Raw genomic sequence first — 25,607 nt, 5'->3', positions numbered from 1 at the left:
TTCCACTTATAAGCTTCGTACATTCTCTAGCCCGTGCTGCTGGAGAATTGCAGTAAGGTTGGTCTTGGCGACATCGTCGGCAAAGGCGCTGTCGCGGAAGACGACGCTCGTCTCGCCCGCTGGAGCCAGTTGTTTGTGCCAGGCGATGATCCCAAGGGCGAGCAGTTCAACTTCGTTTCTGCTGATCTTGTCAGAAAGGCAGACCATGAGCGTGCCCGCGCCGATGCTGTGCACCATCTTCCCGGCAATGGCCTTTTCTTCAATCGGAACCGTCAGATCGAGACCGAGCTTCAGGAGTAGTTCAAACAGAATATCGGCCTCGCCACGCCCGGTCTTCAGGTGTTCGGCGGACTCTTCCAATGTTTTTGGCAGGTCGTCGCGGTCCGGTTCCCATGCCCGGATGTTGCTGGAATCGAGCTTGAAGACCCGAAAACCGAGGTCGCCCTGATACAGCGGGTTCTCGTCCACAATCTTCTTAGCCGCACGCCGTAAGCGCTCCTTGGTCAGTTCAGCGATGGAGCGGGGTTTGCCTAGGTTGTCGCAAAAGTCAGCGGCAATACGTTGATCACCCCTTGCTACGTCCAATGGCTCAGGCAGCTGCACTAATACAAACCGACGGTTATTTGCGTCAAATAGATTCCGAAGCCATGTCGCATGCCCCGTTGTCCCAGAGCCTGCAAAGAAATCCATAACGATGTCACCCGATTCCGTGGCCTGTTCGATGATGCTGGCTAATAACCCGGTTGGCTTTGGAAAGCTGAAAACCCCTTGTCCCAACAGCACGTTGATTTCTCGCGTTCCATCGGCCGTACTGAACTCAGTAAGAACGGAGCTCATGTTTTTGTAGAGGCTCCGCATCTCGTTCAAGAAGAGTTTATGTCTCGGGCGACCGTCCGTACTCGCCGGAAAGAGAATTCGTCCTTCGGCTATTTTTTTCAGCATCGTTGGCTTCTCATAGCGCCAACCTTTTGGTGGACACCCGTAATTGATCTTTGTCTGTGGGTCGATCAGGTCGTAATGAAGATTTGGGCGAGCTTCTTTCGACGCGAGGCCCGTCAGGTCCGCACTTCTCCATGGTCCGCGCGGATCGTTGTCTAGATTGGCGAACTTCTCTGTGTCCTTCTCGGACCCACGTAATGCGACTTCGTCCTCGCGCGAGTAGCAGACGATGTATTCATGGTCAGTGGAAACACCTGTCTTAGCTCGTGTGTCCTCGCTAACTCGTGATTTCCAGACCAATTGGGCAACGAAATTCTCCTCTCCGAACACTTCGTCACAAAGCCGACGAAGATTAGTAACCTCACCGTCGTCGATACTGATAAACACGAAGCCCGTGTCTCTCAACAGATTCCTCGCGAGTTTTAAACGTGGGTACATCATGTTGAGCCACTCCGTGTGGAAGCGGCCGGAGGACTCGGTGTTGCTGCTAATCTTGTGCCCGCCTTCGACTTGCCCGGTCAGTTCCAGATAGTTCTTGATGTTGTCCTGGAAGTTATCGGGATAGACGAAATCCTTGCCTGTGTTGTAGGGCGGGTCGATGTAGATGAGCTTGACCTTCCCGGCATAGGACTTCTGGAGGAGTTTCAGGACTTCGAGGTTGTCACCCTCTATCATAAGATTCTGCGTGGTATCCCAATCCACGCTGTCCTCTGGACACGGACGCAGGGTCCCGCCTGACGGGGTAAGGGCAAGCTGTCGCGCGCGGCGTTTGCCGTGCCAATTGAGGCCATATTTCTCCTCTCGCTCGTCAACAGCACCACCGAGGAGCTGCTTGAGCACGTCAAAGTCGATCTTTCCCTCGGTGAAGGCTTCAGGGAACATGGTTTTCAGACGCTCGGTATTGCCCTCGACGATGTTCGGGGATTTCGTTTCCATATCTTCGGCGGTGAGTTTCTTCATCTTTTGGTCCCTCAGAGCGTTTGTTCTGTCGCGGCTACTTTAGCTTCTAGCCGTTTGATTTCAAGGTTTAGTTGCACACGGCGATTGAGCTGCTTTTCTTTTTCCGCCTGGGCGCGCAATGCGGCGAGGTCGCGTTGTAGCCGAGCGCGGGCGTCGAGGCCGTCGCGCAAAGCCTGGGCGCGACCATCGGAGTCCGGCGGAGCAAATGTGCCAGTGATCTGAGCTGCTTCCAATGCGGCCAAACGATCCAGCCAGCCCTGATAAAGTGCGAACAGGTCGCGGTTTGGCAGGCCTGATACTGCGATGCTGCCAAGGAATTGGGCTTCTTCTGCCGTGGGACTATCTGGGTGAATTGGGGCCGTCCGGTGCACGTCCTCGAGCACCACCTCCCCCGCTTCGCCCTGTGACCACCGTTTGTGTGCCAGTGAGAGACTGAAGGCACCGCCCTGCTCCGTCCAAAGCACGACCGGATAGGGAATAGCCCGATGAATCAGTTCAATAAGGCGTGTCGGCTTTGCGCCAGCGCGCATCGTGGCTGTAAGCACGGCAACCTCCAGATACTCCCGCACATCGTCCCGGAATGCCGGCACAGCAATGTTGGTGGGCTTAAGCGCGGCCACCCAGAGCAATTCCTCAATCCCGTCCTGAATCTGGCGCTTGTCGGCGGCCGTGGGTGCGCCATGTTCCGTTAGGAGCTTTTTGGGCACCCGCTGATCAACGCGGGCGTCTGGCGGAAGGCCCAGAGCGTCGATGACCGGAGTGAAACTCATTCGCTTGTTGCCTCCGGCAGCACGACCAAGAAGGCTACCACCTCGAAATCGTTTATGCCCTGGAATTCACCTTTCATGGCGTGCGTGCCACCCGGCGTGAACAGGCTGGCAACGGCACGCTCTTCTTTCTTGCCGACAATGGAGGCGACCGCTTTGCCAAGCAACTCCTGGGTGGTGCCCATGTCTTTACCGTTTTTGGTCATCTTATCGAAACGATCACAAGCTCCGCCGTCGGGTAGGTCGGACCCAATGCAAAGCCGCTTCAGGCGATCGAGCACTTGCTTGGCCTGAGTGAACGGCAACAACACTGCCCCATCGTCGCCTACATGCACGACGTAGTGCGGAGCAAGCGGATAACCTGGCTCCATGGTCTTGAGCGCCGCTTCTCCCACCGCGCGCAGGCAGAAGATGACGCCCGGGGGGATTGCCGATTCACCGCTGTTCTGCGCCCTAGTGACGGCAAACGTGCCGATTGGCAAGCTCTCCAGTTTCCCTGCGTGCTCTTTGAGAAACCCCGCGAGATCAACACGGAAGTCATTCAGGGTAAGGTCGGCGATGGAGACGCCGCTGCTTAAGTCTTCAAGGTCGATGACGGCGTCCTGGAGCTTGAGGAGCTGCTTGCGGCGATATTCGAGATCGTTCATCTGATCGCCCGATTGATGCTCGATGACGTTCTCCTCGCCGGTCGCGGAAATATCGAGCAGTACCATGCGTCCGCTGACGCGCTGTTCAAGGTTGATGTACTCCTCCAGCTCCATGTTCGGCCAGAAGTTAATGAGCTGGATGCGCTCATTTAGCGACCCGATCCGGTCGATGCGGCCAAAACGCTGGATGATCCGCACAGGGTTCCAGTGAATGTCGTAGTTTACGGCGGTATCGCAGTCCTGCAGGTTCTGGCCTTCGCTGATACAGTCGGTGGCGATGAGGAGATCGATTTCGCCTTCTCCGGCAAAGTCCTCGGGCCGCTCTTTTGACCGGGGTGAGAACGCCGTTAGGATACTTGTGAAGTCCTTCCGAAGTTTGGGCAGCGTCGTCTCATTATGACCAGCACCGCTTACAAACGCCGACTGGAGACCCAGTTCCTTTTGTGCCCATCCAGAAAGCTCTTGATAGAGATAGCGGGCCGTGTCGGCAAAGGCTGTGAAGACGATGACCTTCCGGTTTCCGCCGTTGATCGGCTGCCGGCACTTGCGCTCGATGACATCCCGCAGGGCCCGGAGCTTCGCGTCACGCGCCGCGCCCACCTGTTTTGCCGCAGAAAGGAGTGTCGCAAGCCGATTGCGGTCTTCGATAAGATCCTGCCGCCAGCGGACCCGGTCCACATCCTGCAATAACACTTTGACCTTCCGCCCGACGAGCAGGCTCTCAAAAGCCGGGTCATCTGCGTCCACGTCCTCAATGTTGATTTCCTCTACCTCTTCGGCATGGGTCTCAATTTTGTGCAGGGTGGCCTCAACATCGGCCAGCTGACGTTTGATTGTGAGGGCAAAAGAAGTAACCGCACTCTCCATGCGCTTCAGGACGTTCACCCGGAGCAGGTGAACAAGGCTTTCTTCACGGTCTACCTGCCGGAAGAAGCTCTCCCCACCGCGAATCTGAGTGCTATATTTCGCATCATAGGCCGCTTGCTTGTGTGGCAGCACATACCGCAACGGCGCATAGGCCGCAAGCGTAAGCCGCCGGATTTCGTTGTTGATATCGCGGATGGAACGAAATTCACCGGCAAGATCCACGTCCGGCTTGATGTTAAAGGGCTTCAGCCGCTCCGGGAAACGGCCGGTTTCCTTGGTACCATAGTATTTTTCAACATGTTTCCTGGATCGTGCGATGGTCAACAAATCGAGCAATTTGAAATAGTCAAAACCGAGCATCTCCAAGAGATGCGCCGGCTTCCTTTCAGTATCCTCTAGGGCAAGCCAACGGTTGAACTGAAGCTGTGCCTGTCGCACCGTTGTCTCGATGCTGGAAATACCGTGTGCGTCTAAGGCCCTATCATCTCCCTCGGTAACGAAGGCAATCTGATTCTTGAGATCAGCCAGGCGGTTGTTCACGGGCGTGGCGGAAAGCATGAGAACACGCGTCTTCACGCCATTTTTAATTATCCGCCGCATGAGCCGGTCGTAACGTGTTTCGCGGGTATTGTGCGTGGACTTGTTCCGGAAGTTATGGGATTCGTCGATGACCACCAGGTCATAATTGCCCCAATTGACGTGGGAAAGATCGATGTCGCCGGAAGTGCCTCCATCGCGGGAGAGATCGGTGTGGTTCAACACGTCGTAATTGAACCGGTCGGAGGCGAGGAAGTTACGCCGGTCGTTGGCCTTATAGAGTGTCCAGTTGTCGCGCAAGCGCTTCGGAGCCAATACCAGCACGCGGTCATTGCGAAGCTCGTAGTATTTGATGATGGCGAGCGCCTCGAATGTCTTCCCCAGACCCACGCTGTCAGCAATGATGCAGCCCCCTAGCCGTTCCAGCTTGTCGATAGCTCCGACGACACCATCCCGCTGAAACTTGTACAGCTTCTTCCAGACCGTCGTGTTACGGATGCCGGTGGCGGATTTGATGATCCGCTCTTCGTCCAGTTCGTCACCGAGGTCTTTGAAAATGTGGGAAAGCGTCACGTAATAGATGAGCGACGGGGCTTTCAGTTCGGCGAGTTCCTGAAGCCGCGACAGGAACGCGGCTTTTTGATGATCAGATGCGGGTAGAGTATTCCAGAGGCTCGTGAACCAAGAGCCAAGAATGGCCGATTCTTCGGGTTTTTCTGAGCACTGGATCAGACTGAATTGATTGCCGGGAGTAATGCCCAAGCCTTCCGTTGTGAACGCACAGTTGCCGGTGATCACACGATGCAGCTCTGAACCTGGTCTTCCGGCGATGAGGATGGATTGCGGCAACAGGGCCGGAGCACCGCGCAGCTCCACTTTCTTGTTGACCCACCCGGCACATTCGCGTGCAAGCCACCTGAGCTGCAGGCGGTTTCGAAAAGCACGGTCTGTCTCTGATCCGGTCAGCCCAAGATCATGCCCATCGGTTGCTGGGAGCACCATGCGGCAAGCGTCGAGCTTTTCCAGCACATCGCGCAACTCCGCAAAGGCGAAGATCGAAAACGCAGGAGACGCCAGGTCAAGCGATGACGGCGGCGCCAGGGCCTCACGTAGTTCGCCGATTACGCGCTCACTCCCTGTGTTCTTAATGAGTTTCATGGGGACTCACGCAAATATCTCTCGGTCCGCCGCGCTGTTCCATCAGAGAGGTGTTCCGCCCTTCCCTCATCCGCCTCTTCCGCGATGTACTTTTCTGCAGCGTCTCTCACAACCCACGCCAGCGACACCTTTTTCCTTCGTGCTATCGCTCCGAGACTTCCGTATACATTGCTTGGGAAGCTCACAGATGCCCGCGTCGCACGGGTTCTTCGCGCCTTAACTTCTATTTTCTTTTCGCTCTTTGCTTTTGCCATATCAGCTCCACCTTTCAAATGTGCACCACATTACACCACTTGATTTATCTAGGGCACGGCATTTTTCACGAAATCGCATCTATTTCAACAACTAACGTCATTCTTCATCCACTTCCTCCGACCGGCCTGGACGGCTATGTGCCAGTTCATGCCTTCCTAAGTTGCCATCCGATGCAGGTTTTCCCGCGAGGCGCCTGCTGGGCGTTTTTAAGCCTGCGGGGCCGCACAGGCCGCGCCAGAGCAACAGCGGCTCTGTCACGGTTGACACTGTGCTATCCGGCCCCAGCGGCACGCCCACCGGCCCCCGCTCCGTCCTCCTCTTTCCCTGCGGGTTGAGTTGGCTCTCCACGCCTTGTGAGAGAGCCAACATCAACTTCGAAAAAGGAGGACAACATGAAAACCTGCACCGGCAACGACAACAATCATCATGACGGGATCACGCGGAAGGATGTATACACCCGCGTCACCGATCGGATCGTAGCCGATCTGGAACAAAGCGTTCGAACCTGGGTGAAGCCGTGGAACGCCGAACATGCGGCCGGCAAGATCACCCGTCCGCTGCGGCACAACGGCACGCCCTACTCCGGCATCAATATCCTGATGCTCTGGAGCGCAGCCCTGGCCGGCGGTTTCGCAGCCCCGATCTGGATGACGTTCAAACAGGCTTTGGAGTTAAACGCCCACGTGCGCAAGGGGGAGAAAGGCTCGCTCGTGGTTTATGCCAATTCCATCACACGCAAGGAAACAGACGATGCGACCGGCGATGAAACCGAGCGTGAAATCCACTTCATGAAGGGCTACACGGTCTTCAACGTCGAGCAGATTGAAGGACTGCCCGCCCACTACTACGCCAAACCTGAGCCGCGCTTCAATCCGATACAGCGGCTCGAACACGCGGAAAGCTTCTTCGCCAACCTGCGGGCCGACATCCGCCACGGCGGGACGCAAGCCTATTATGCTCAAGAGCCTGATTACATACGCATGCCGCCGTTTGAGGCCTTCTGCGATGCGCAGAGCTACTATGCCACCCTCGCCCATGAATCCACGCACTGGACCAAGCATCCCTCGCGCCTCGCCCGTGAATTCGGGCGCAAGACATGGGGCGACGAAGGCTATGCCGAGGAGGAACTTGTCGCGGAGCTAGGCGCGGCCTTTCTGTGCGCCGACCTCGAACTGTCCTTGACGCCCCGAGAAGATCACGCGTCCTATATCGCCCACTGGCTGACCGTCCTGAAGGATGACAAACGCGCCATCTTCCGCGCCGCCGCCCACGCGCAACGCGCCGCCGACTTCCTGCACCGGCTGCAGCCGCCGGTGCAGCAGCAGGCCGCCTGAGGGCGGCAAGTTAGCCATTCGAGAAAACTTCCTCTAGCGATACATCACGACTGGTATATGGCCTGAAGGCCGCGGAACGCCGGGTATATGTAGATAGAGATTGTTGCGGGCTCATTCATCACCAAGAGGAGGATCATCATGAAGGTACTACGGCTTTCCCAAAAGAAACGAATCACTCAGGAATCAGTCATCAAATTGAAGCTGACCGAGTACCCGGCTGCTCTCTTTGAATTCCTGACACGGGCCACCCAGAAACCAAAGGCCGAGCTGGCTGCGGAAATCCTGGGGGCTGCCCTGATCAGCGATCGAGAGCTGCGGCGCCTGTTCGCTGAGCAGGCTCAAGAGGGTCGTGTTGGCCATGTTCGGGGGGAATTAGCAGATTCGCGCACTACGTAGACTGGTTCCTTCACACCCGACGCAACAGGAATTGCTTGTGGTTGTTACACGGCAAGCCCCTGATAACTTGAACGGTCTGCGCGATGGTCCTGCAGGCTGTAACAGAATTGTCGGTGTTACCACCTCTACCTGCTTCACACAGGGAGAACTCAATGGCCGTTGAGCAACGTCAGTTACAGTCGAGCAGAGTGAAGGGCGCAACGAGCTGGGCAGACCTTCGGGCCAGGAACGGTCTCGCTAGGAGAACCGTGGTCGTCAGAATTCCGGCCCTGCTTCATGCGGAGATCCAGGCCCTGGCGAAACAGGACCAGCTGACGCCCTCTGCCACCCTCCGTATCGTGCTTCAGCGTGGGCTCGGAGGGCTCAGGCAGGACCGAACCCTGCAGTACCTGATTCGCCTCACGGAAACCATCGTCCGATATGCCGCGGTCGATCAGGCCAAGGCCGCTGAGATCCTGGCTGAAGCCCGGCGATGCGCCAACATTGACCTTTCTGCCGCTAAGGAAGGACCTCAGTAGCAATGCCATTAACCCGCCAAGATTCCTACATTCGGTACCGGTCGCATCAGGGTGACGCCGCACGAGGCTATGACTCCCTCGCCTCATCCTGGCGCATGAACGCCCGGATGGTGGTGATGTCGTTCATCCTCATCACCACCCTGGTCTATCTCCCCTTCGTGTGGTTCCAAGTCGAGCTCGATGACGTGGCAGTCCCGGAACCACGCCATGCAGCGCAATGGTTCTTCGCCTGGGCTGTGGCAGGACTCCCCGCGAAAGACGCCACGGTGAAGATGACGCTGCCGGGTGACGATAGAGCACGTGTCCACCACGCCGCACACGCTCGTGACTATCTTGGGACGGTTATCGCTTGGGAATGGAGCCATGTGAGCCCGCTCCTCGCTGATGCCTTGTGGACCTATCCCGTCTGCTTCGTTGTGATGTTGATGTGGTATCGCTACCGGGACCGAAAGATGTCCGAATCCCGCCATATCCGAGGCCAGTTTCGAACCACCGCTAGAGCGCTCGCGAAGAGAACGAGACGAGAACAGAAGGGTGATATCGCTATTGGAGCTGTGTATCTGCCAAAGCGACGGGAGACAGAGCACGTGCTCACCGCCGGCGGCACAGGCTCAGGAAAGACAACGTTCCTGCGATCGGTCCTCGGGACCATTCGCGGCTTGAGAAAGCGAGCACTGGTGCATGATACGAAGCTCGACCTCTGCCGTGAGTTCTGGAGGCCAGGGGACATCATCCTCTCCCCCTTCCTTGCCGCGTCAGGCGGTTGGACTCTTTCTTCAGAGCTTGAATCGATTCCCCAGGCCTTTGCAGCCGCCCACTCTGTGGTCGTCGAGGAGGATAGTAGCTCGGACAAATTCTGGTCCGATGCGGCACGGCAGATCTTCTTCACCTTGCTGGTAAGTCTGGCATCGAAGGGAATGCGGCGGAACCAGGATCTCGCCGAGGCGCTCAAACTCGACGCCGATGGGCTCGCAGAGCTCCTTCGGCTTGCTCCCTGGGGTGCGCAGGTGGCCAACCACATCACTTCAGCAGCCGCCCCGCAAGCCGCCGGAGTGTTGGCCAACCTCCATCGCTACGCGATGGCCTTCAGCTTCATGCAGGATGGCGACTTCTCGTTTCGTTCCTGGATCAGAGATGAGCAATCCACGCAGTGGGTCTGGATTGTAAACCCGCCCAGTACCAGTAAGCTGCTTGCTCCAATCTTGACCCTCGCCATTGATCTGGCTTGCATGCACCTTCTGGAGCTGCCAGACAGTGAGGATCGGCGTCTCTACCTGATTCTGGACGAGCTCTCTGCTCTGAATAAGTTGAGTTCGTTGTTGAACATCCTGCAACGCGGGCGGAGCAAAGGGGCCTCCGCCTGGCTCTCCGTCCAGGACCTCGGAGGATTGAATGCCTACTCAAAAGACGAGCGCGATACAATTATCAACAATTGTATGACGAAGCTCCTCTACCGCACCTCAGCCGTCGAGACGGCAAAATATTTCGAACAGATGTTGGGGCAACAACAGATCGAGCAAGCCCATGAGGCTCACACGCTGAGTGTCAGCGCCGAGCGGGATTCCATCGGCGTGCAACGTCGGGATACCACGGAGTCCCTCGTCCTTGCCTCGGAATTGGCTTCGTTGCCTCCATATGAAGCGTTCCTGTCCATGACCGGACACCCGGTCGCCCGTGTCGAACTTCCCAACTATCGTGGCCAGGGAAACGGTCCAGGGGAAGCGATCTATCAGATGCGTGAGGATCTTCTGTTGGGCCCTGGGATCACGTCAACACCACAGACGCCAGCCCCACCACCAACCGCCAATGCTCCGCGAGAGCGCCCTCTCGTATTAGGCCGCTGAGTGTCGCCCGAGCCATTCTCTCACTCGAACTGAGACGGATTGCTCAGGAGAAAGGACCATAGGACATGCTGAGTATCAGCAACGTGAAGGCCGCTCAGGCAACAAACTACTATCAAAAGGACGAGTTCTACTACGGAGATGGCCAAGTGCTTGGAGTCTGGACAGGGCGCGGGTCGGAAGCCCTGGGACTCGAAGGCCGCGAGGTTGAGGCAGAGACGTTTCGTGAACTCCTCGAGGGTCATCTCCCTGACGGGAATGAGATCCAATCGCGTAGTGATGGGACCAGACGAGGCGGAATCGACCTCACCTACAGTGCCCCGAAAACGGTCTCACTTGCGGCACTGGTCGGGAATGACGAACGCCTTCTGGCGGCACATGACAAGGCCGTCGGCAAGGCCATGGACTATGTTGAGAACGAAGCGAGTCAAGCACGTATCACGCAAGATGGGGTGACGACCATTGAGCGGACCGGGAATCTGGTGGTCGCACAATTTCAACATGAGACCAGCCGTGCGCAAGATCCACAACTTCACACCCATGCTGTTGTCGTCAACGCGACACAACGAGACGATGGGGAATGGCGCGCGTTGGACAACCAGGAGTTCTTTGTCCTGAAAATGACGGCAGGGGCGATTTACCGAGCAGAACTAGCAGACCAAGTCCACCGCCTCGGCTACGAGATTGAACGAACCCATGCCGATGGGAGATGGGAACTCAAAGGGTTCTCCACTGAGCAGATTGAACACTTTTCTCAGAGACGACAGGATATTCAAGAAGCACTTGCCGCTCGCGGAAAAGACGATCCCAGAACGGCCGAACGCGTCGCGCTTGAAACACGGGAAGCAAAACAACCTGTAGACCGAAATGAATTGCACAAGGAATGGGAGGCGCGCGCGCAGGGAGTGGGACTGGACTTGGCACAGGTCACCCAGCAGGCACGGCAAGAAATCCTTTACCGAGACAGGCATACCCAAGCCACAGCAGCGCAGGAAGCAGTTCAGTGGGCAGTCGAGCATGTGAGCGAGCGACAGTCGGTGTTCGGTCATCAGGATCTATTGAGGCACTCGCTCGCACACGGCATGGGTGATGTGACTTATGATTCCGTGAGCCATGAGATCGCCAGACAGGCAAATGCCGGCGAGTTGATCCGGTTACCGGATGAGCTGGGACGAGATCATTACACGACCCCAACGGCCCTACGCCTTGAGCGCGAAGCTGTCGCAATCATGCAACAGGGGAAAACGCAGATCGAGCCGATTCTGGCTCGACAGGAAGTATCTGCTCCTGCCTTCACCCGTTCACTCACAGCGGGACAAGAGGCCGCAGCGGGTTTGATTCTTTCGACACAAGATCGTTTCATTGCAGTGGAAGGAAAAGCTGGCACCGGAAAAACTACAATGATCGGAGAGGTCCGAATCATCGCAGAATCGCAGGGCTACGAGGTTCGGGGGTTAACCCCAACCTCAGCCGCCTCACGGGTGTTAGAGCACGAGGCACAAATCCCCAGTGAAACAGTCGCAGGCTTTCTCTCAAGCAATTCACGCCATGAACAGGACAGCAAGACGTTATACGTCATCGATGAAAGCAGCATGCTAAGCGCGAGACAAATGCACGAATTGGTTAGCCGAATAGAGGCACAGGACAACCGTGCAGTGTTTCTTGGCGATCGCCAGCAGCTCGGCAGCATCGAGGCCGGAAACGGCTTTGGGCTTTTCCTTGATCAAGGGATTTCCTCTGTGACGATGGGTCAGAACTTGAGGCAGAAAGATCCGACCCTCAAACAAGCCGTGGAGGAAACTGCTCAAGGAAAAGTTGACGCGGCTGTTCGTCGACTCGACGGCTCAGGGCACATTACCGAGATTAGCGATCGTCCCGAACGCCTACAACACGTTGCACAAGAGTTCCTGAATCAGCCCCTTACCGCACGAGAGAACACGCTAGTGATTACCGGAACCCGTACGGATCGGTCGGACCTAAATATGTTGATTCGAGATGGACTGAAACATGACAGGTCAATAATGGGACCAGAATTGAGGGCAATCACTCTCACGGCGAAAGATCTAACAGCTGCGCAAAAGCGTGAAGTAGGTTCATATGACGTAGGAGATGTTGTGCGCAGCATGGGAACCTACTCGCGAGTGATCGGCATGGATGAGACCAAGACCGTATTGGTCTTGGAACGTGCAACTGGTGAACGAGAATCATGGACGCCAAGAACGAAAGGCATAGAGGTCTACAGGGAAGAATCAAGGGGTCTACAGGCAGGAGATACGATCAGATGGACAAGAAACAACTCAGACGCTGATAGACGAAATGGAGAATCGGCGCGCGTTATTTCTGTGGACCAGAAGGGTTTGAAGGCTATCATAGAAACACAGCATGGGGAGCCCCAGACACTGAATTTGAATGATCGAACAGAGCAGCATTGGGACTACGCCTACGCATCCACCACGTGGGCATCACAGGGTAAGACTACTCAATCAGTCATTGTGCATATCGACTCCGCACGAGAGAAGTCAATCTCAGGCGAACAGACTTGGTATGTTGGCATCTCGCGGGCGCGGGCAGATGTGAGAATTGTGACCGATGACAAGGAATCGCTAAGAGAACTGGTTCAGATTTCCCATGAGAAAAAGTCAGCGCTGCAGGCTGTAGAGCGAACGGGTGACGCAGAACGTCATGCTGACGTACAGCGTGATAATTCCGGGCGTCATCCTGGCCTCGCCAAGGATCACGCCCCCTCAGTTATTTCATTTAGCCGCTAGATCTTCTGACTGGATTACCTGTCTGGCCATGAGGACCCGCTCAAGCTGCGACATTTCCTTTATGTCATCAATTAGCTCCATGAGATTTGGTGGTGGCGAATACGGCTTTAGTGTGTAAACAACTTCAGCCAAGCGGTTGCAATTGTCAAAAAGAAGGCCTGCAAACTTCACGTCCTCAGGCGTTGTCCCATACTTAATCATAAGTTGCTCCACCTTTTTCGCCATTTTTCCTACTCGTTTCCGCGCAGATCTAACCTCATGCATCGTATGCCCCAATTCCCGGCGGACGAGATAGCACTTAAACCACTTTACGATATCCATTTTGCTCCTCCTGTTTGATAAAATTACTTCTACTCGCCTCTCTCTGCACAATGCTTTTCATAGATATTGGTATCCCTACTGTGGGTGGCTTGTCCTCTTACAGTTCGAATATGTGCACTGATTTCCAGGCGGAGTTTTAACCTCACCTGCGGAGACACTTGCGCTGGATGTGCGGCAAACCAACTGATTCGCTTGCTTAACTTTGGTGAAAGATCTGCTAAGGCTGGCGCGTTGGCGCATCCCTCGTCTTTCCCTATTTCACAAGCAACATTCGACATCTCAGTGAATCCACGCACGGCATACGTAGCCAAGTCGTTTTGGGGGGACAGTCTTCGAGCTGCGGACAGGCAGCACCTGCGCGCGTAGGCTAGCGTTGATGGAAGATTGCGCGATTTATCAGGTTTGAACGAAGCGAGGAACCTAACTCGGACTTCCCCGATCACATCACTGCACTCATCCGCATTCGTGTAATAGCCAGCCTTCTCCAGCCACGTACGGGACAAGCGCTTCACTGTTGATTCGATTTCAAGCCAGACCTTCGCAGCCTCACTTGCGCAATCACTCACCATGTATGCCCTTCCAGAAAAGTCAGCAGAACTGCGCCCCATCGCAGCTTGATGCCGAACCGAATCTTCCCGGAACCTCCACCGTCAACATCTACTACCATATATCATTGTAGACTGTCCACACTATTATATTGACAGCATTGCAGACAGTCTGATACATATGCTTTCGACACTGCTGAGAGCGCCGAGTCCGACATGACCAAGGAGGTGTGAAAATGACCGAGACGCGGAATGATGAGTGGTGGCTCCGCCTCTACAATGCAAAAAATAATGACGAGCTTTACATGATTGCCTATGAACACGCTGGACGCCTGACTCGATCAGCCAACGCGATTCGCAAAATTCTCCCAAAGATGATGGACGCACTAGACAATCACTGGGAGTCATATAAGGAGTTCGTCAACAAGTGGCTTGACGACACTCTGACCGACAAAGACTGGGCGAAGGCGCGAATCTGGATAGGTCGCGACTTAGAGCACGAGGAGCTACTTCCACAATCGGACATCTCACTCCCGCTGTCATCCTTCCTAATTAATTGCATGAAGAACAACCCGCATGAACCTTTAACTGATGCCTACAAGCAAGTTATTGCAAGGATCTCGAAAGTGCGTTCTGGGTTGCCATATATTCGCCCGCTATTTTGCTCCGCATGCCGACAGCTCTTTGAACCTCGCCAACGCGAACAGCGTTGGTGCTCTGCACGTTGCAGGAATCGCCAAATGAAGCGTGAGTACCGGGCGAAGAAAGGCTCAAAAGATGTCAAAGCGGACCATGACATCGAAAAGGCAACTACGCCCCGTCCTTCACGAAAACAAATAGGCCAGAACTAAAGGAGAAAGATCATGGACCAGCCGGCATCGAACGTTAAGACCGTCCGAATTAGTTGTGACGTTCAACGGATTGAAATTGACTTTGCCGTACCAAGAGTCATTCGAGTGATTCCCGTCAATAATGCAAGAGCCACCGGAAAGGAATACATCATTAAGGTTACGCCAAGAGGCGGCGTTACATTAGTCTAGAAAACAGATCGACCTGAGTTAGCGAAGTAGCCAAATCGGCTACAAAGTAAGCCAGGGGCACAGTAAGTGAAGCCAGGACGGTCATGTCGCAGAGAGCAAGCGGACTCTCTGTCATGACTGTTCTGGCTTTTTGCTTTGTTGCGACCTGGATAAGGAGGCGAGACGATCACGTGAAGAAGCGGAAGTCGCCTGCGCAGCAACGCGACCTTAATAGGTGAGGATCTAAGTGGCAGCACGATATAGGAAAATTGACCCCCGAATCTGGAACGACGAAAAGTTTCGAGCATTATCCGACGACGGCAAACTCGCATTTCTTTTTTTCCTGACTCATCCCCACATGACCAGTTTGGGTGCAATGCGCGGGACCCTTCCCGGACTCGCGGCTGAATTGGGATGGGGAGCAAAGCGATTCACCGCCGCGGCAAAAGAATGTATGGATCTGGGAATCGTGGAGGCTTGCGACACTGCCTCTTGGATCGGCATCCCAAACTTTCTCCGCTACAACGAACCGGAAGGCCCGAACTCAGTCATCAAGGCTTGGGTCGTAGCGCTAGACCTGCTCCCTGAGTGCCAGCAGAAACGACACTTAATCCAGCGGTGTCGACACTACCTCCAATCGCGGTCGAAGAACTTCAGAGATGCCATGGGCGATGGCATCTGGGATGCCTTCAAAGATGCCACCCCAGATGCTAAGCCGAAACTATGCGAGATCCAGGAAAAGGAGCCTGAGCGGGAGCCGGAACCGAACAATGATTCGGTTGCGCCGGTCGCTCATCAGTACAAGCCGAAGGAGAAGCCCAATGGAAAAAGTTGGCAGCGTCGTTCCGGTTTTGCTGACAAAGACTATGCAGCCGGCAGCTTCTAGTCAGCATTGTGAACTGCATGGTTTAGATGTAGCGATGGAAGCCATCACTATCGCTGGGAAAACCATCTCTGTGAAGGGTCAATGTCCGGCTTGTCTTGAAGCACACAGCACGGGGCAACCCCCTGATAACAATCTCAAAGACTTCAGCACGCGGGTACGGTTGAGACGACAGGCTGGAGTACCGGAGCGATACCTGCACGCTTCCTTGGATGATTTTCAGGAAGAAACACCAGCTCAAAAACAAGTCGCGAAGCAGCTTCGGAGCTTCATTGACGGCGAATGGCGATCGAGTCCTGGGCTGCTCTTCCTCGGAGGCATTGGAACAGCCAAAACGCTGCTCGGAGCCTCGCTGGTCAATTACTGGCTCAATCAACACGGTGCCAGATCTGCCCATTTCTACACAGTGATGAATCTTCTGCGTCGAGTTAAGGCCACTTGGAACCCCGATGCTATTGAATCTGAATCGCTCGTATATCAACGCTTGAGCGCCCTACCCTTACTAGTCGTCGATGAAATCGGAGTGCAGTTTGGCAGTCCGACCGAAAAAACGATCCTCACAGAAATCGTTAATAGTCGCTACAACGCACTTCATCCGACTGTTCTGATAGCAAATCTCACAATTACGGAATGCGTTGAAGTAGTTGGGGAACGAGTTATGGACCGTTTCCGTGACGGCGGCCATGCATTGGCGTTCACTTGGCCTTCCCAGCGAGGAATCCGCGTACCACTCTGAGAACGTTAGCATGATACGTCGGAATGCTCGTACAGACAGCATCAAATGCCCACCTGAGGTATTCGACTGCGTTACGGACATTCTCGCCGATCTGGTCCTAGAGGACCTAAAACAGTTCCCAAAACTTGGCACATTTCGACCCATTGACACTTTATTGAGAGCAGATAATACTGCTGCCACGGCATACCTAGGTGAAGAATGATCGCTGCCGCCATCTACGCCCGTAAATCAACCGAACAGACCGGGGTGAGTGACGAAGAGAAATCCGTCGCCCGCCAGATCGAGCACGCGAAAGCCTATGCCCTGAAGAAAGGCTGGACCGTTCCCGAAGAACTGATCTTCGTCGACGACGGCATCAGCGGGGCTGAGTTTGTGAAGCGTCCTGGCTTCATCCGTCTCATGAATGCGCTCAAGCCTCGGCCGCTATTTCAGGTCCTCATCATGAGCGAGGAATCCCGGCTCGGTCGTGAATCGATCGAAACATCCTACGCGCTCAAGCAGATTATGGATGCCGGAGTCCGGGTGTTCTTCTACCTCGAAGATCGCGAGCGGACGCTCGACAATGCCATGGATAAGGTGATGCTCTCCCTCGCCAACTTTGCCTCTGAGATGGAGCGGGAGCGAGCCAAGCAGCGCACCGCCGACGCCATGCTTCGCAAGGCCAAGGCTGGCCATGTGACGGGCGGCAAGACCTACGGCTACGACAATCGGGAAGTCCTCTCCGCTGAGGGACATCGGCTTCATGTGCTGCGGATCGTCAATCAGACCGAAGCGGCCATTCTCCGGCAGATCTTCGACATGTATGCCGGTGGCCTGGGCATTACCCGCATCGCCAAGCGCCTCAACGAGGAGCACATCCCCGCCCCTCGGCAAAGTCCCCGAGGGTGGGCTCCCTCCGCCGTTCGTGAGATTCTTCACCGGGAGCTCTATCAGGGTCAGATTGTCTACGGCCAACTGGAAAAGGTCATCCGAGGCGGCACCAAACGGAGACGGCAACGCGAGGAGAAAGACTGGGTTAGGGTCGAAGCCCCGGACCTCCGAATCATTGAGCCGGACATATGGGAGTCGGTCCAAGCCCGCCTAGCTAAATCGAAGGGGAAAGGCCGTTCGGCGTTCAGAGACCAGGACTCCAAGTATCTCCTGACCGGCATGGCCCGGTGTGCGCATTGTGGCGGCCCTATGACCATTGTGGGCCAAGACTATCACCGCCGGAAGGGGCGCTTCTACGGCTGCTCGTATTACAAAACCAGGGGTTCCTCGATCTGTAAGAACTCCCTCCTGGTCGAACAGGAATACCTCGATCAGATCGTCCTCAAGTCACTGCATGAAGCCGTCGCTGAGGAGATGATCAAAGTCGCCGTCGAGAAGGCCCTGGCACGGCATAGGGCTGGAGAAGAAAAGAAGCTCGATCGGCAGACGGACATCCAGCGGGAGCTGTCCCTGATCGAAGCCTACGAGGGGAATCTCGTTGACGCCATTGCCAAGGGGCAACCAATGGACCCTCTCCTTGCCAAGCTGAGGGCAGAAGAGACACGGAAGAAAAGCCTGGTTCGAGAACTTGAGCAATTGACCGCTGCTGACCAGATTGCCTCCCTCGATGAGGCTCGGCTCAAGCGGGAGCTGAAAGCGCGATTCTCGGACCTCAGAGGCCTCCTGGACCGCCATATCTCCACAGCCCGGCGATTACTCCGAACCCTGATGGAACATCCGTTGCGCTGTGAGGCAATTCGTGAGGAGGATCGGAAGGAGTATCGTGTGACCGGAACCGGCAGCTACCTGCCGCTCCTACCTGAAACGCTCGCCCCCCTGAATTCTGCTCAAGAAGGCTGCTCCGTTGTCGGTGGTGTCCCCAACGGGATTTGAACCCGTGTTACTGCCTTGAAAGGGCAATGTCCTAGGCCAGGCTAGACGATGGGGACGAAGAGAATTCCGTACGAGCGGGTAGATTCATACCATACTTGATCGAGAGGTGTCACTAGTCTGGAGCAAGATCCCGAAGAGTCTCGCAATCGAAAATATTGCCGGCCGACCGAACCGCCGGCCGATTGACGATCTGCCCTCAACCACAGTACTCTGCACGTGTGGATCCACTCGTCAATCATCGCCCCGGCGAACAGCTCGATTCCATCTCGCAAGGGATGACCCGTACGGGCGAAAACCATAGTCTGCTCACGGCGGACGACCTGTACCTCTTTAACGAAGGTTCTCATTTCCACCTGTACGATAAACTCGGCGCGCATCCCGCGACCATGCAAGGTGTCGAGGGCACGTACTTTGCCGTGTGGGCACCGGAAGCTGAGCAGGTCTCAGTTTTCGGGACGTTCAACCATTGGGACCCCGCTCGCCACCCACTCCACCCCTGTCAATTTTCTGGCATCTGGGAAGGGTTCGTCCCCGGCGTGGGAGTCGGCGCACTGTACAAATTTCACATCCGCTCGCGGCACCATGGTGCGGTACTCATTAAAACAGACCCGTTCGCACGACTGAACGAAATTCCGCCGAAATCCGCATCCGTGGTCTGGAATCTCGATTACACCTGGCGGGACGGCAGCTGGATGCACACTCGTGCGCGGCACAATGCGCTGGATGCCCCGATCAGCATCTACGAAGTCCATCTCGGCTCATGGATGCGGGTTCCCGGCGAAGGCAACCGCTCCCTCAGCTATCGCGAAGCTGCCCCGAAACTGATCGAGTACGTGCAGCGATTGGGCTTCACTCATGTGGAGTTTCTGCCCCTGATGGACCATCCCTTCTTTGGCTCTTGGGGCTATCAAACGACCGGGTACTTTGCTCCCTCCGGCAACTATGGGACGCCGCAGGACCTCATGTACCTCATCGACCAGCTCCACCAGCACGATATCGGAGTCATTCTGGATTGGGTGCCGTCCCATTTTCCGACCGATGAACACGGGCTCAGTCGATTCGACGGCAGCCACCTCTTCGAACATGCGGACCCCCGCCAGGGCCTCCATCCCGATTGGGGGACGGCGGTGTTCAACTACAGTCGTAACGAAGTCCGCAGCTTTCTGATCAGCAGCGCCCTCTTCTGGCTGGAGCAATACCATGCCGACGGGCTGCGAGTGGATGCCGTCGCGTCGATGCTGTATCTGGATTATTCCCGAAAAGAAGGCGAGTGGATTCCCAACCGGCATGGCGGCCGGGAAAACCTGGAGGCCATCACCTTCTTACGGCAACTCAACGAAGAAATCTATCGACGCCATCCGGACGTGCAGACCTTTGCAGAAGAATCCACCTCCTGGCCGTCCGTGTCACGCCCGACGTATGCAGGAGGTTTGGGCTTCGGCATGAAATGGGACATGGGGTGGATGCATGACACGCTGGAGTACATGGCGCTGGACCCCGTGTACCGGAAACATCACCACCGGAACCTCACTTTCCGCATGCTGTACGCGTTCCAGGAGAACTTTTTACTTCCGCTGTCGCACGACGAAGTCGTGCACGGGAAGGGCTCGCTCCTGGGCAAAATGCCCGGCGACGATTGGCAAAAATTCGCCAACCTGCGGGCCCTGTTCGGTTACATGTATGCGCAAGCCGCCAAGAAGCTGATTTTCATGGGTGGTGAAATCGGCCAGTGGCGCGAATGGGCCCACGACGACAGCATCGATTGGAACCTACTGCAGTACCAGCCCCATCAAGGGCTGCAACGGTGGGTCGCCGACCTGAATCATCTCTACCGGACAGAGCCGGCGCTGCATGAATTCGATTTCGACCCGCGAGGGTTCGAGTGGATCGACTGCCAGGACGTGGATGCCGGGGTCATCAGTCTTTTGCGGCACGGACGGACGCCACAGCAACACATCGCCGTCGTCTGTAATTTTACGCCGGTTCCACGACTGCAATATCGCGTCGGGGTCCCACAAGGCGGCTATTGGAAAGAACTGTTGAACAGCGACGCATCCATGTATGGCGGCACCGGCCTTGGAAATCTCGGCGGCCTCTCGGCTGAACCCATTCCGGCACTCGATCGAACCCACTCGTTGGCCATGACGCTGCCCCCGCTCTCTGTGCTGTTCTTCAAAGCCCCCTCCTAGCGCCGTCCCGAGGCTCGCCTTTCCACGCCCAGCTACGGTAGGATCGCGATACCGGACACCCACCATCGGCACACAACGATTCGGATGAGAGAGGAGGCGACGATGGCAATTCGCACACGCGCAACTTCGATGTGGCACGGCCTGGTATTGCTGACGGCCTGCCTCACCCTCGCGCACTGCTCCCACGACATCCACGAGAAACGGGCCGACACCGTCAAGGATCATGTCGAGGCGTTCTACGATCACTTGACACATGATCGCGTCGCGGCGGCGGTCAGGGAGAATGAAGCGATCGAACACCTTTCATCCCAGTTAGGCGATATCATCTCTCGACGCGTCAATCGACCGGGAACCAACCAGATCGATCGTGAATGGACCGACCTCCGCACCGCCAACGAAACGGCCGCCCAAAACTGGCTGGCTTTGGGACAATATCTTTCGATCAAGAAACAGTATGCGCAATCCCGGGCAACCTACCAGCGTGTCATTGATACCTACACCGGCGAGACAGAGCGGACCTATCGGGAGCAGGCGGCCCGAGCCATTCGTGACTTAGACATTCTCAACCCTCCCCCTTCCTCCCGTTAACGATGGAGTTCGGGATGCGTCGACCTATGCGGAATCTCAAGTACCGACTCACAATCATGTTGCTTGGCACCTATTTGGTCGCAGCCGGGTGTGTACATCATATTCACGTCACGCCACCGTCGAGCGACCGGGCTGCAGCCTCGATCCCCGCGACTGTCCAGCTTGAGGTACCGTTCCTCGCCATAGAAGGAGCGGATCACATGCCAGGCATTCCCCTCCTCGAATGGCCGTCGAAAGACTTACAACAAACAATTGTCGAGTATTTCACTCAGCGCCAGACCTTCACGTCTATCGGAACAGAAGCCGGTGACATGCGCCTGGTTGTGAAAGCCTGGCTCATGCTTCGCGCGCCTGACCGCTACCTCTACCGGGTCCATTTGGAATCCGACCTTGCCTTTTCAGGACAAGCCCCCCTCAAGACATACGCGGCCGAAGGTGAAGCCCTTGGCTCCTCGGTGAGATGGATTACCGCATCGGATCAAGAACCGATCGCCGAGGCCACCGCTCAAGCCCTGCACCAATTAGCCACTCAGATTGAACAAGATCGTGAGTTTGTCATCACGTCTCATCACCGGTAAACGCTCCTACCAGACCTGCTTCGAGCCATAGCCTCAACGCCACCTCGACTCGCGCCCTACGCCCACATGGCGCATCTGCACGTATGCTTTCGGATACGAATCCGTATCCCATTCGATACAGGCCTATTATGAGAGAAACCTTTATGTCCTCTCTTTCCTCATGATTCAGTCTGAAAAGGCAGTGATTGAGTGGTTCACAGGGCTAGTGATCACAGGCACCGGCATAATTCCAACTCACCCTGACGCCAAACAATAATGGCATTAAGTTTGCTCTCCCAGGGGCGAGCAATGAGGCTACGGCGCCGGTTGGGCCTGCGACTCTTCCTATCGAGGCAAGCGGGTCCTACGAACAGCTCCAACCGTTCCTCGTGCGCCAAGGAGAACGAAGCCGCGTGTCCAAACGTTTGATTCTGTGCTTCGATGGCATGTGGGACTTACCTCCAGACCCTGGCAAGCAGTTGCCCTCATCGGCTATTCCCGACACACAAGCCACACATCACTCCCACAGTCATTCATCGCCCGCCACGAATGTACTGCGGCTCTACCATTCAATCCTCCCGTGGACACAGGACGGACGTGCCCAACAGAAATGGTATGACTCCGGTGCCGACACCCCCTGGTTTTATCGGTTCCGGTCCGGCTCATTTGGGTATGGAATAGATCAGACCATCCTCCACGCGTACGCGTACCTCGCAGCCACCTACGAACCCGGAGATGAGCTGTTCATCTATGGCTTCAGTCGAGGTGCGTATACCGCTCGATCTCTCGTCGGCCTGCTTACCAGTTCCGGCCTCATTCCCGCCTCACTGCTACATACCGATCTCGTCAAGCGCGTGCGTGAGGCCGCCTCCCATCCGTCACCTTCGGCTACAACAGCCACTGGGCTTCGACAATGCCTGCACGCGATGATTCTGGATCCCTCCAATCAGGCCCTCGACGATGCCTATCGCCTCTATCGTAAGGGACACGGCGATATCCTTGCGGGAATACCTACCTCCGCGAGATGGAGAGGCTCACTGGAAGTCCCGATCACCTTGCTCGGGTTGTGGGAAACCGTCGGCCCACTTGGAATCCCGACCAACGCACTTAAGTGGCTCAACGACCACCGGTATAATTTTCACGATACCGAACTGAGTTCGATCGTAAGACAGGCCTACCATGCACTCGCGATCGACGAACACCGCGCAGATCACAACGCGACTCTGTGGACCTCGCCGGCCTGTCCTGGACAGACTATTGAGCAACGCTGGTTCGCAGGGGCGCATGGTGACCTCGGCGGGACCTACCCGGAACGGGAGTTGGCAGACGTCGCCTTGGCCTGGCTGCAGCGGCACTCTATGGAAAAGGGGTTGGCGATCGAAACCCGTTCGGTTCCCTTGAAGCCAAATGCACTAAGTCCGATTCACGATTCGTTTAGCGAGTGTTTTGGGAAGATCCGGAAGTGGTTTCATTCACGATTCTATCGACCAGTCATGCAGACAGGAACGAATACCGAAGTGCTGGACAGCTCCGTCCATACACGCCTCATCCACACGCCCCATTATCGACCGAAAAACGAAGGACTAAAAAGTGTCTTACATTTTGAATGACCCCTGTTGTATTCAACAACGCTACTAACCTCCCGAAACACGATACCTTGAAAACAGGACGGCACAGCCTTAGACCGTTACCTGAGTGAAGAACAATCCCCATCAAGTACGTCGACGCTCATCTCCACAGACACACCTGCTGCCCGTTGATTCGCATCCTTCAACGCCCTATTTTGCTCAACCCTAGAACGTTCCCCGAAGTGCCTTAAGGCTCCCCGGCCTCTGACGGGCCCCTCGTTAGAAGTAACCTCTTTGCTGACTATCTGATCCGTTATAGCCGAGATAGGTTCATCACCGGAGTTTCGTCGCACTCGTGCGCCATACACGGGAGGTTCGCATGACAGGTTCATCGCATCGAAGATTCGTCGTTCACTGCATCCTTTCTGCTGCGGCCATGGGCTGCGCAGAAAAAGGGCGCATCATCGATTCCGGTCTCGTCGGTACGCCGCACCTAACCTCGCACAGCCTCATCGACGGGGACTACCTAGCCCTCAAACTGCAGGTTCCTGAGGATCACCGACCGGTCTCGGTAGGTTTGGCGAAAGTCACCTGGGCACAAGGAAACCGATTCGGAGTGGAACTCCTCATGATGGATGCCGATGAACGGGCTCGATTGAACGGCTTCCTCGAAGAACACCTCCCCCTAGAGCTGGAGTTTCAAGACTCACATCAAGAACTCACCATTACAGCAGCGGAATAGCCACACCTACAGGCCGCAGGAATAGGTCTCTCTAGAAAGGTGACTATGGGGGCGAATGACTGGGATCTCCGTGCTTCCCGGCAAGCGAAGATTCGAGGCACCCATCTATATATCGCCACCAGTCAACAACATCCAATCCCGGGGTCCCACCAAGGAGGTACTTCATTCAGGTCTGTCGGAGAAGCTCTTCCGGTTCTACGCTTACACATAGGCACTGAACAATGGAGGAAGCCACTATGACGTGTTCTCGCTGTAACGGATGCATGGTCGAAGATTTCCTGTTGGATATGGAGGACTCATCGGGCCCCATGTGGCTTCAAGCCAATCGATGCATGAACTGCGGAAATGTGGCCGAGAAGGTATTGGAGCACAACCGACTGACTCAAGGCGCCGCACTGCACCCATCCCCACTCGCCGTCACGACTCCACACGATAAGCATGTCCACTTTGAATCAGAAGGCAGAGCAGACCTGGCTGCTTAGCCCCAATGCAACGACCAGGATGCCAGGGAAATCCCGTCCGGAGGCATCCTGGTCACAACTGTCTTGCAGGGAATGTATGCGGATCACGAGCGCTCCCCTTCACAACTCACACATACCTAGACCGGTGGGATAAACTATGTCCATTGATGTAGAGCTCGCTCTCATTTTGGGGCTGTTCCTAATCGGCGCGATCGTACTCGCAATTGATAACCTGGTGTATGCGATGTCTCGGCGTTTGAGCCGTTGGCTGCGTAACCGAAAATCACTTCCTACCCCCCCGCCTCTCAGTTCGACTCAGAAGAAACGGCTGTGACAACCAGTCGGAGCGCCTTGTCATTCGCCCACATGTCCACGGAGGACAGGAGACCGGCTACTGTCGGTCCTTTTCTCCCTTGCGTTCCTTTCCAATCGCACGCTCCGCTGAGATTCAAAAGGAGGCACAAGTGAAACGTCGTCCGGCCGAGACCATCAAATGTGCCTTAGTACCGAGCACTCGTTCAACCGGCATCTCTCAAACCCTTCTTTTTTGATCACGAAGCAGTTGGAAGGCAGCCGGCCAGGGGAGGATCATCAACAGGGGAGGTTGCAGTGACTTCCACCGCCAAAACTGTGGTGCGCGATGCCGCGATCGTCTACGGACTGACATTTGCCGCGGGGCTATGCATGGCTGCGGCCGGGATAACCCTTGAGAATAATTCTTCTACCGCTTATCTCTGGAATTTGCTGTCAGGAGTGCTCGGCTTCACCTTGGCGGGCATTCGCCTCTCGGACAACCGAGCGGAACACTTGGCATGGGTGGCGGCAACCCTCTGGACCTTCAACCTTACGAACATCGTACTGGGACTCCAAACCAGCTCAGCATGGATTCACAGCGGCCTGACCATCCTGCTCATGGCCTCCTTAGGCGGAAGTCTCGCCATGATCCTTACCCTGACATCGCAGCCAATCATCGAACGTGAAGGTCTTTCAGACAACGAAAGCACGACCCGGAAACTTCGGGACCGTTCAGAATGAATCGAAGTGAAGGGGCTGCGGCTTAGCTTATGGGAGATCGACGAGAAAGCAGGCGAGCGAACAAGTATCAGTGCATAGCCACAGACTGGACCTACGCCTCAAGAGGCAACGTC

The 25,607-nt window shown here is 55.8% G+C and carries 19 protein-coding genes, 1 tRNA gene and 1 pseudogene; 15 read left to right on the top strand and 6 right to left on the bottom strand.

The genetic code is table 11. The features are described 5' to 3' along the window. Nucleotides 1-6 precede the first annotated feature (6 nt). From H8K11_15875 to H8K11_15860, 4 genes and pseudogenes are all read right to left on the bottom strand, one after another. The gene (locus H8K11_15875) at nucleotides 7-1,899 is read right to left on the bottom strand and encodes a site-specific DNA-methyltransferase (protein ID MCS6265230.1); all 1,893 of its coding nucleotides are present in this window, start codon (nucleotides 1,897-1,899) and stop codon (nucleotides 7-9) included. A gap of 11 nt (nucleotides 1,900-1,910) precedes the next feature. Beyond that, entirely contained in the window at nucleotides 1,911-2,669 is a 759-nt protein-coding gene (locus H8K11_15870; GenBank protein ID MCS6265229.1) for a DUF4391 domain-containing protein, read from the bottom strand. Beyond that, on the bottom strand, nucleotides 2,666-5,875 hold the full coding sequence (locus H8K11_15865) for a DEAD/DEAH box helicase family protein (GenBank protein MCS6265228.1): 3,210 nt from the start codon (nucleotides 5,873-5,875) through the stop codon (nucleotides 2,666-2,668). Before H8K11_15865 ends, H8K11_15870 begins: the two co-directional genes overlap by 4 nt. A 74-nt stretch (nucleotides 5,876-5,949) precedes the next feature. Next, nucleotides 5,950-6,129 (bottom strand): annotated as a pseudogene (locus H8K11_15860) (hypothetical protein). 393 nt (nucleotides 6,130-6,522) lie between these two features. Here H8K11_15860 and H8K11_15855 point away from each other — a divergent pair. From H8K11_15855 to H8K11_15835, 5 genes are all read left to right on the top strand, one after another. Further along, nucleotides 6,523-7,464, top strand: a complete 942-nt coding sequence (locus H8K11_15855) for a DUF1738 domain-containing protein (protein MCS6265227.1) — start codon at nucleotides 6,523-6,525, stop codon at nucleotides 7,462-7,464. Between the two features lie 138 nt (nucleotides 7,465-7,602). Then, the gene (locus tag H8K11_15850) at nucleotides 7,603-7,860 is read left to right on the top strand and encodes a hypothetical protein (GenBank protein ID MCS6265226.1); all 258 of its coding nucleotides are present in this window, start codon (nucleotides 7,603-7,605) and stop codon (nucleotides 7,858-7,860) included. A 248-nt stretch (nucleotides 7,861-8,108) separates the two neighbouring features. Further along, nucleotides 8,109-8,378 carry a hypothetical protein gene (locus H8K11_15845; GenBank protein MCS6265225.1) on the top strand — a complete coding sequence of 90 codons (270 nt, stop codon included), beginning with the start codon at nucleotides 8,109-8,111 and terminating at the stop codon, nucleotides 8,376-8,378. Between the two features lie 2 nt (nucleotides 8,379-8,380). Then, nucleotides 8,381-10,222 carry a type IV secretion system DNA-binding domain-containing protein gene (locus H8K11_15840; GenBank protein ID MCS6265224.1) on the top strand — a complete coding sequence of 614 codons (1,842 nt, stop codon included), beginning with the start codon at nucleotides 8,381-8,383 and terminating at the stop codon, nucleotides 10,220-10,222. A gap of 65 nt (nucleotides 10,223-10,287) precedes the next feature. Then, a complete protein-coding gene (locus H8K11_15835; protein ID MCS6265223.1) occupies nucleotides 10,288-12,987 on the top strand; it encodes a conjugative relaxase in 2,700 nt (899 codons plus the stop codon). Here H8K11_15835 and H8K11_15830 read toward each other — a convergent pair. Next, nucleotides 12,973-13,308, bottom strand: coding sequence for a hypothetical protein (locus H8K11_15830; protein MCS6265222.1), 336 nt, complete (start codon nucleotides 13,306-13,308; stop codon nucleotides 12,973-12,975). The genes H8K11_15835 and H8K11_15830 overlap by 15 nt on opposite strands. 781 nt (nucleotides 13,309-14,089) lie before the next feature. Between H8K11_15830 and H8K11_15825 the strand changes: the two genes are divergently transcribed. The 4 genes from H8K11_15825 (at nucleotide 14,090) to H8K11_15810 (ending at nucleotide 18,354) form a co-directional block, all read left to right on the top strand. Then, nucleotides 14,090-14,704, top strand: coding sequence for a hypothetical protein (locus H8K11_15825; protein ID MCS6265221.1), 615 nt, complete (start codon nucleotides 14,090-14,092; stop codon nucleotides 14,702-14,704). A 415-nt stretch (nucleotides 14,705-15,119) separates the two neighbouring features. Continuing rightward, nucleotides 15,120-15,758, top strand: a complete 639-nt coding sequence (locus H8K11_15820) for a hypothetical protein (GenBank protein ID MCS6265220.1) — start codon at nucleotides 15,120-15,122, stop codon at nucleotides 15,756-15,758. Further along, on the top strand, nucleotides 15,694-16,491 hold the full coding sequence (locus H8K11_15815) for an ATP-binding protein (protein MCS6265219.1): 798 nt from the start codon (nucleotides 15,694-15,696) through the stop codon (nucleotides 16,489-16,491). Before H8K11_15820 ends, H8K11_15815 begins: the two co-directional genes overlap by 65 nt. Before the next feature lie 198 nt (nucleotides 16,492-16,689). Beyond that, nucleotides 16,690-18,354, top strand: coding sequence for a recombinase family protein (locus H8K11_15810; GenBank protein ID MCS6265218.1), 1,665 nt, complete (start codon nucleotides 16,690-16,692; stop codon nucleotides 18,352-18,354). On the opposite strand, the gene H8K11_15805 is transcribed toward H8K11_15810, so the two are convergent. After that, nucleotides 18,333-18,410 (bottom strand) — tRNA-Glu (locus tag H8K11_15805). The two genes, H8K11_15810 and H8K11_15805, sit on opposite strands and share 22 nt — an antisense overlap. A 219-nt stretch (nucleotides 18,411-18,629) precedes the next feature. On the opposite strand from H8K11_15805, the gene glgB reads away from it, so the two are divergent. The 6 genes from glgB to H8K11_15775 all read left to right on the top strand — a co-directional run bounded on the left by glgB (nucleotide 18,630) and on the right by H8K11_15775 (nucleotide 25,494). Next, nucleotides 18,630-20,543 (top strand): 1,4-alpha-glucan branching protein GlgB, encoded by a 1,914-nt coding sequence (glgB, locus tag H8K11_15800; protein ID MCS6265217.1) that lies wholly within the window; start codon nucleotides 18,630-18,632, stop codon nucleotides 20,541-20,543. A gap of 102 nt (nucleotides 20,544-20,645) precedes the next feature. After that, nucleotides 20,646-21,131, top strand: a complete 486-nt coding sequence (locus tag H8K11_15795; protein MCS6265216.1) for a hypothetical protein — start codon at nucleotides 20,646-20,648, stop codon at nucleotides 21,129-21,131. Nucleotides 21,132-21,187: 56 nt separating this feature from the next. After that, nucleotides 21,188-21,709 (top strand): hypothetical protein, encoded by a 522-nt coding sequence (locus H8K11_15790; protein ID MCS6265215.1) that lies wholly within the window; start codon nucleotides 21,188-21,190, stop codon nucleotides 21,707-21,709. Nucleotides 21,710-22,101: 392 nt separating this feature from the next. Next, a complete protein-coding gene (locus H8K11_15785) occupies nucleotides 22,102-23,298 on the top strand; it encodes a DUF2235 domain-containing protein (protein MCS6265214.1) in 1,197 nt (398 codons plus the stop codon). A 337-nt stretch (nucleotides 23,299-23,635) separates the two neighbouring features. Beyond that, the gene (locus tag H8K11_15780; GenBank protein ID MCS6265213.1) at nucleotides 23,636-23,998 is read left to right on the top strand and encodes a hypothetical protein; all 363 of its coding nucleotides are present in this window, start codon (nucleotides 23,636-23,638) and stop codon (nucleotides 23,996-23,998) included. A gap of 1,070 nt (nucleotides 23,999-25,068) precedes the next feature. Then, nucleotides 25,069-25,494, top strand: coding sequence for a hypothetical protein (locus tag H8K11_15775; protein MCS6265212.1), 426 nt, complete (start codon nucleotides 25,069-25,071; stop codon nucleotides 25,492-25,494). The last annotated feature ends 113 nt before the right edge of the window (nucleotides 25,495-25,607 follow it).

It is taken from the genome of Nitrospira sp. (assembly GCA_024998565.1).
Lineage (GTDB): Bacteria > Nitrospirota > Nitrospiria > Nitrospirales > Nitrospiraceae > Nitrospira_A.
This window is presented reverse-complemented; position numbering and strand designations above follow the sequence as displayed.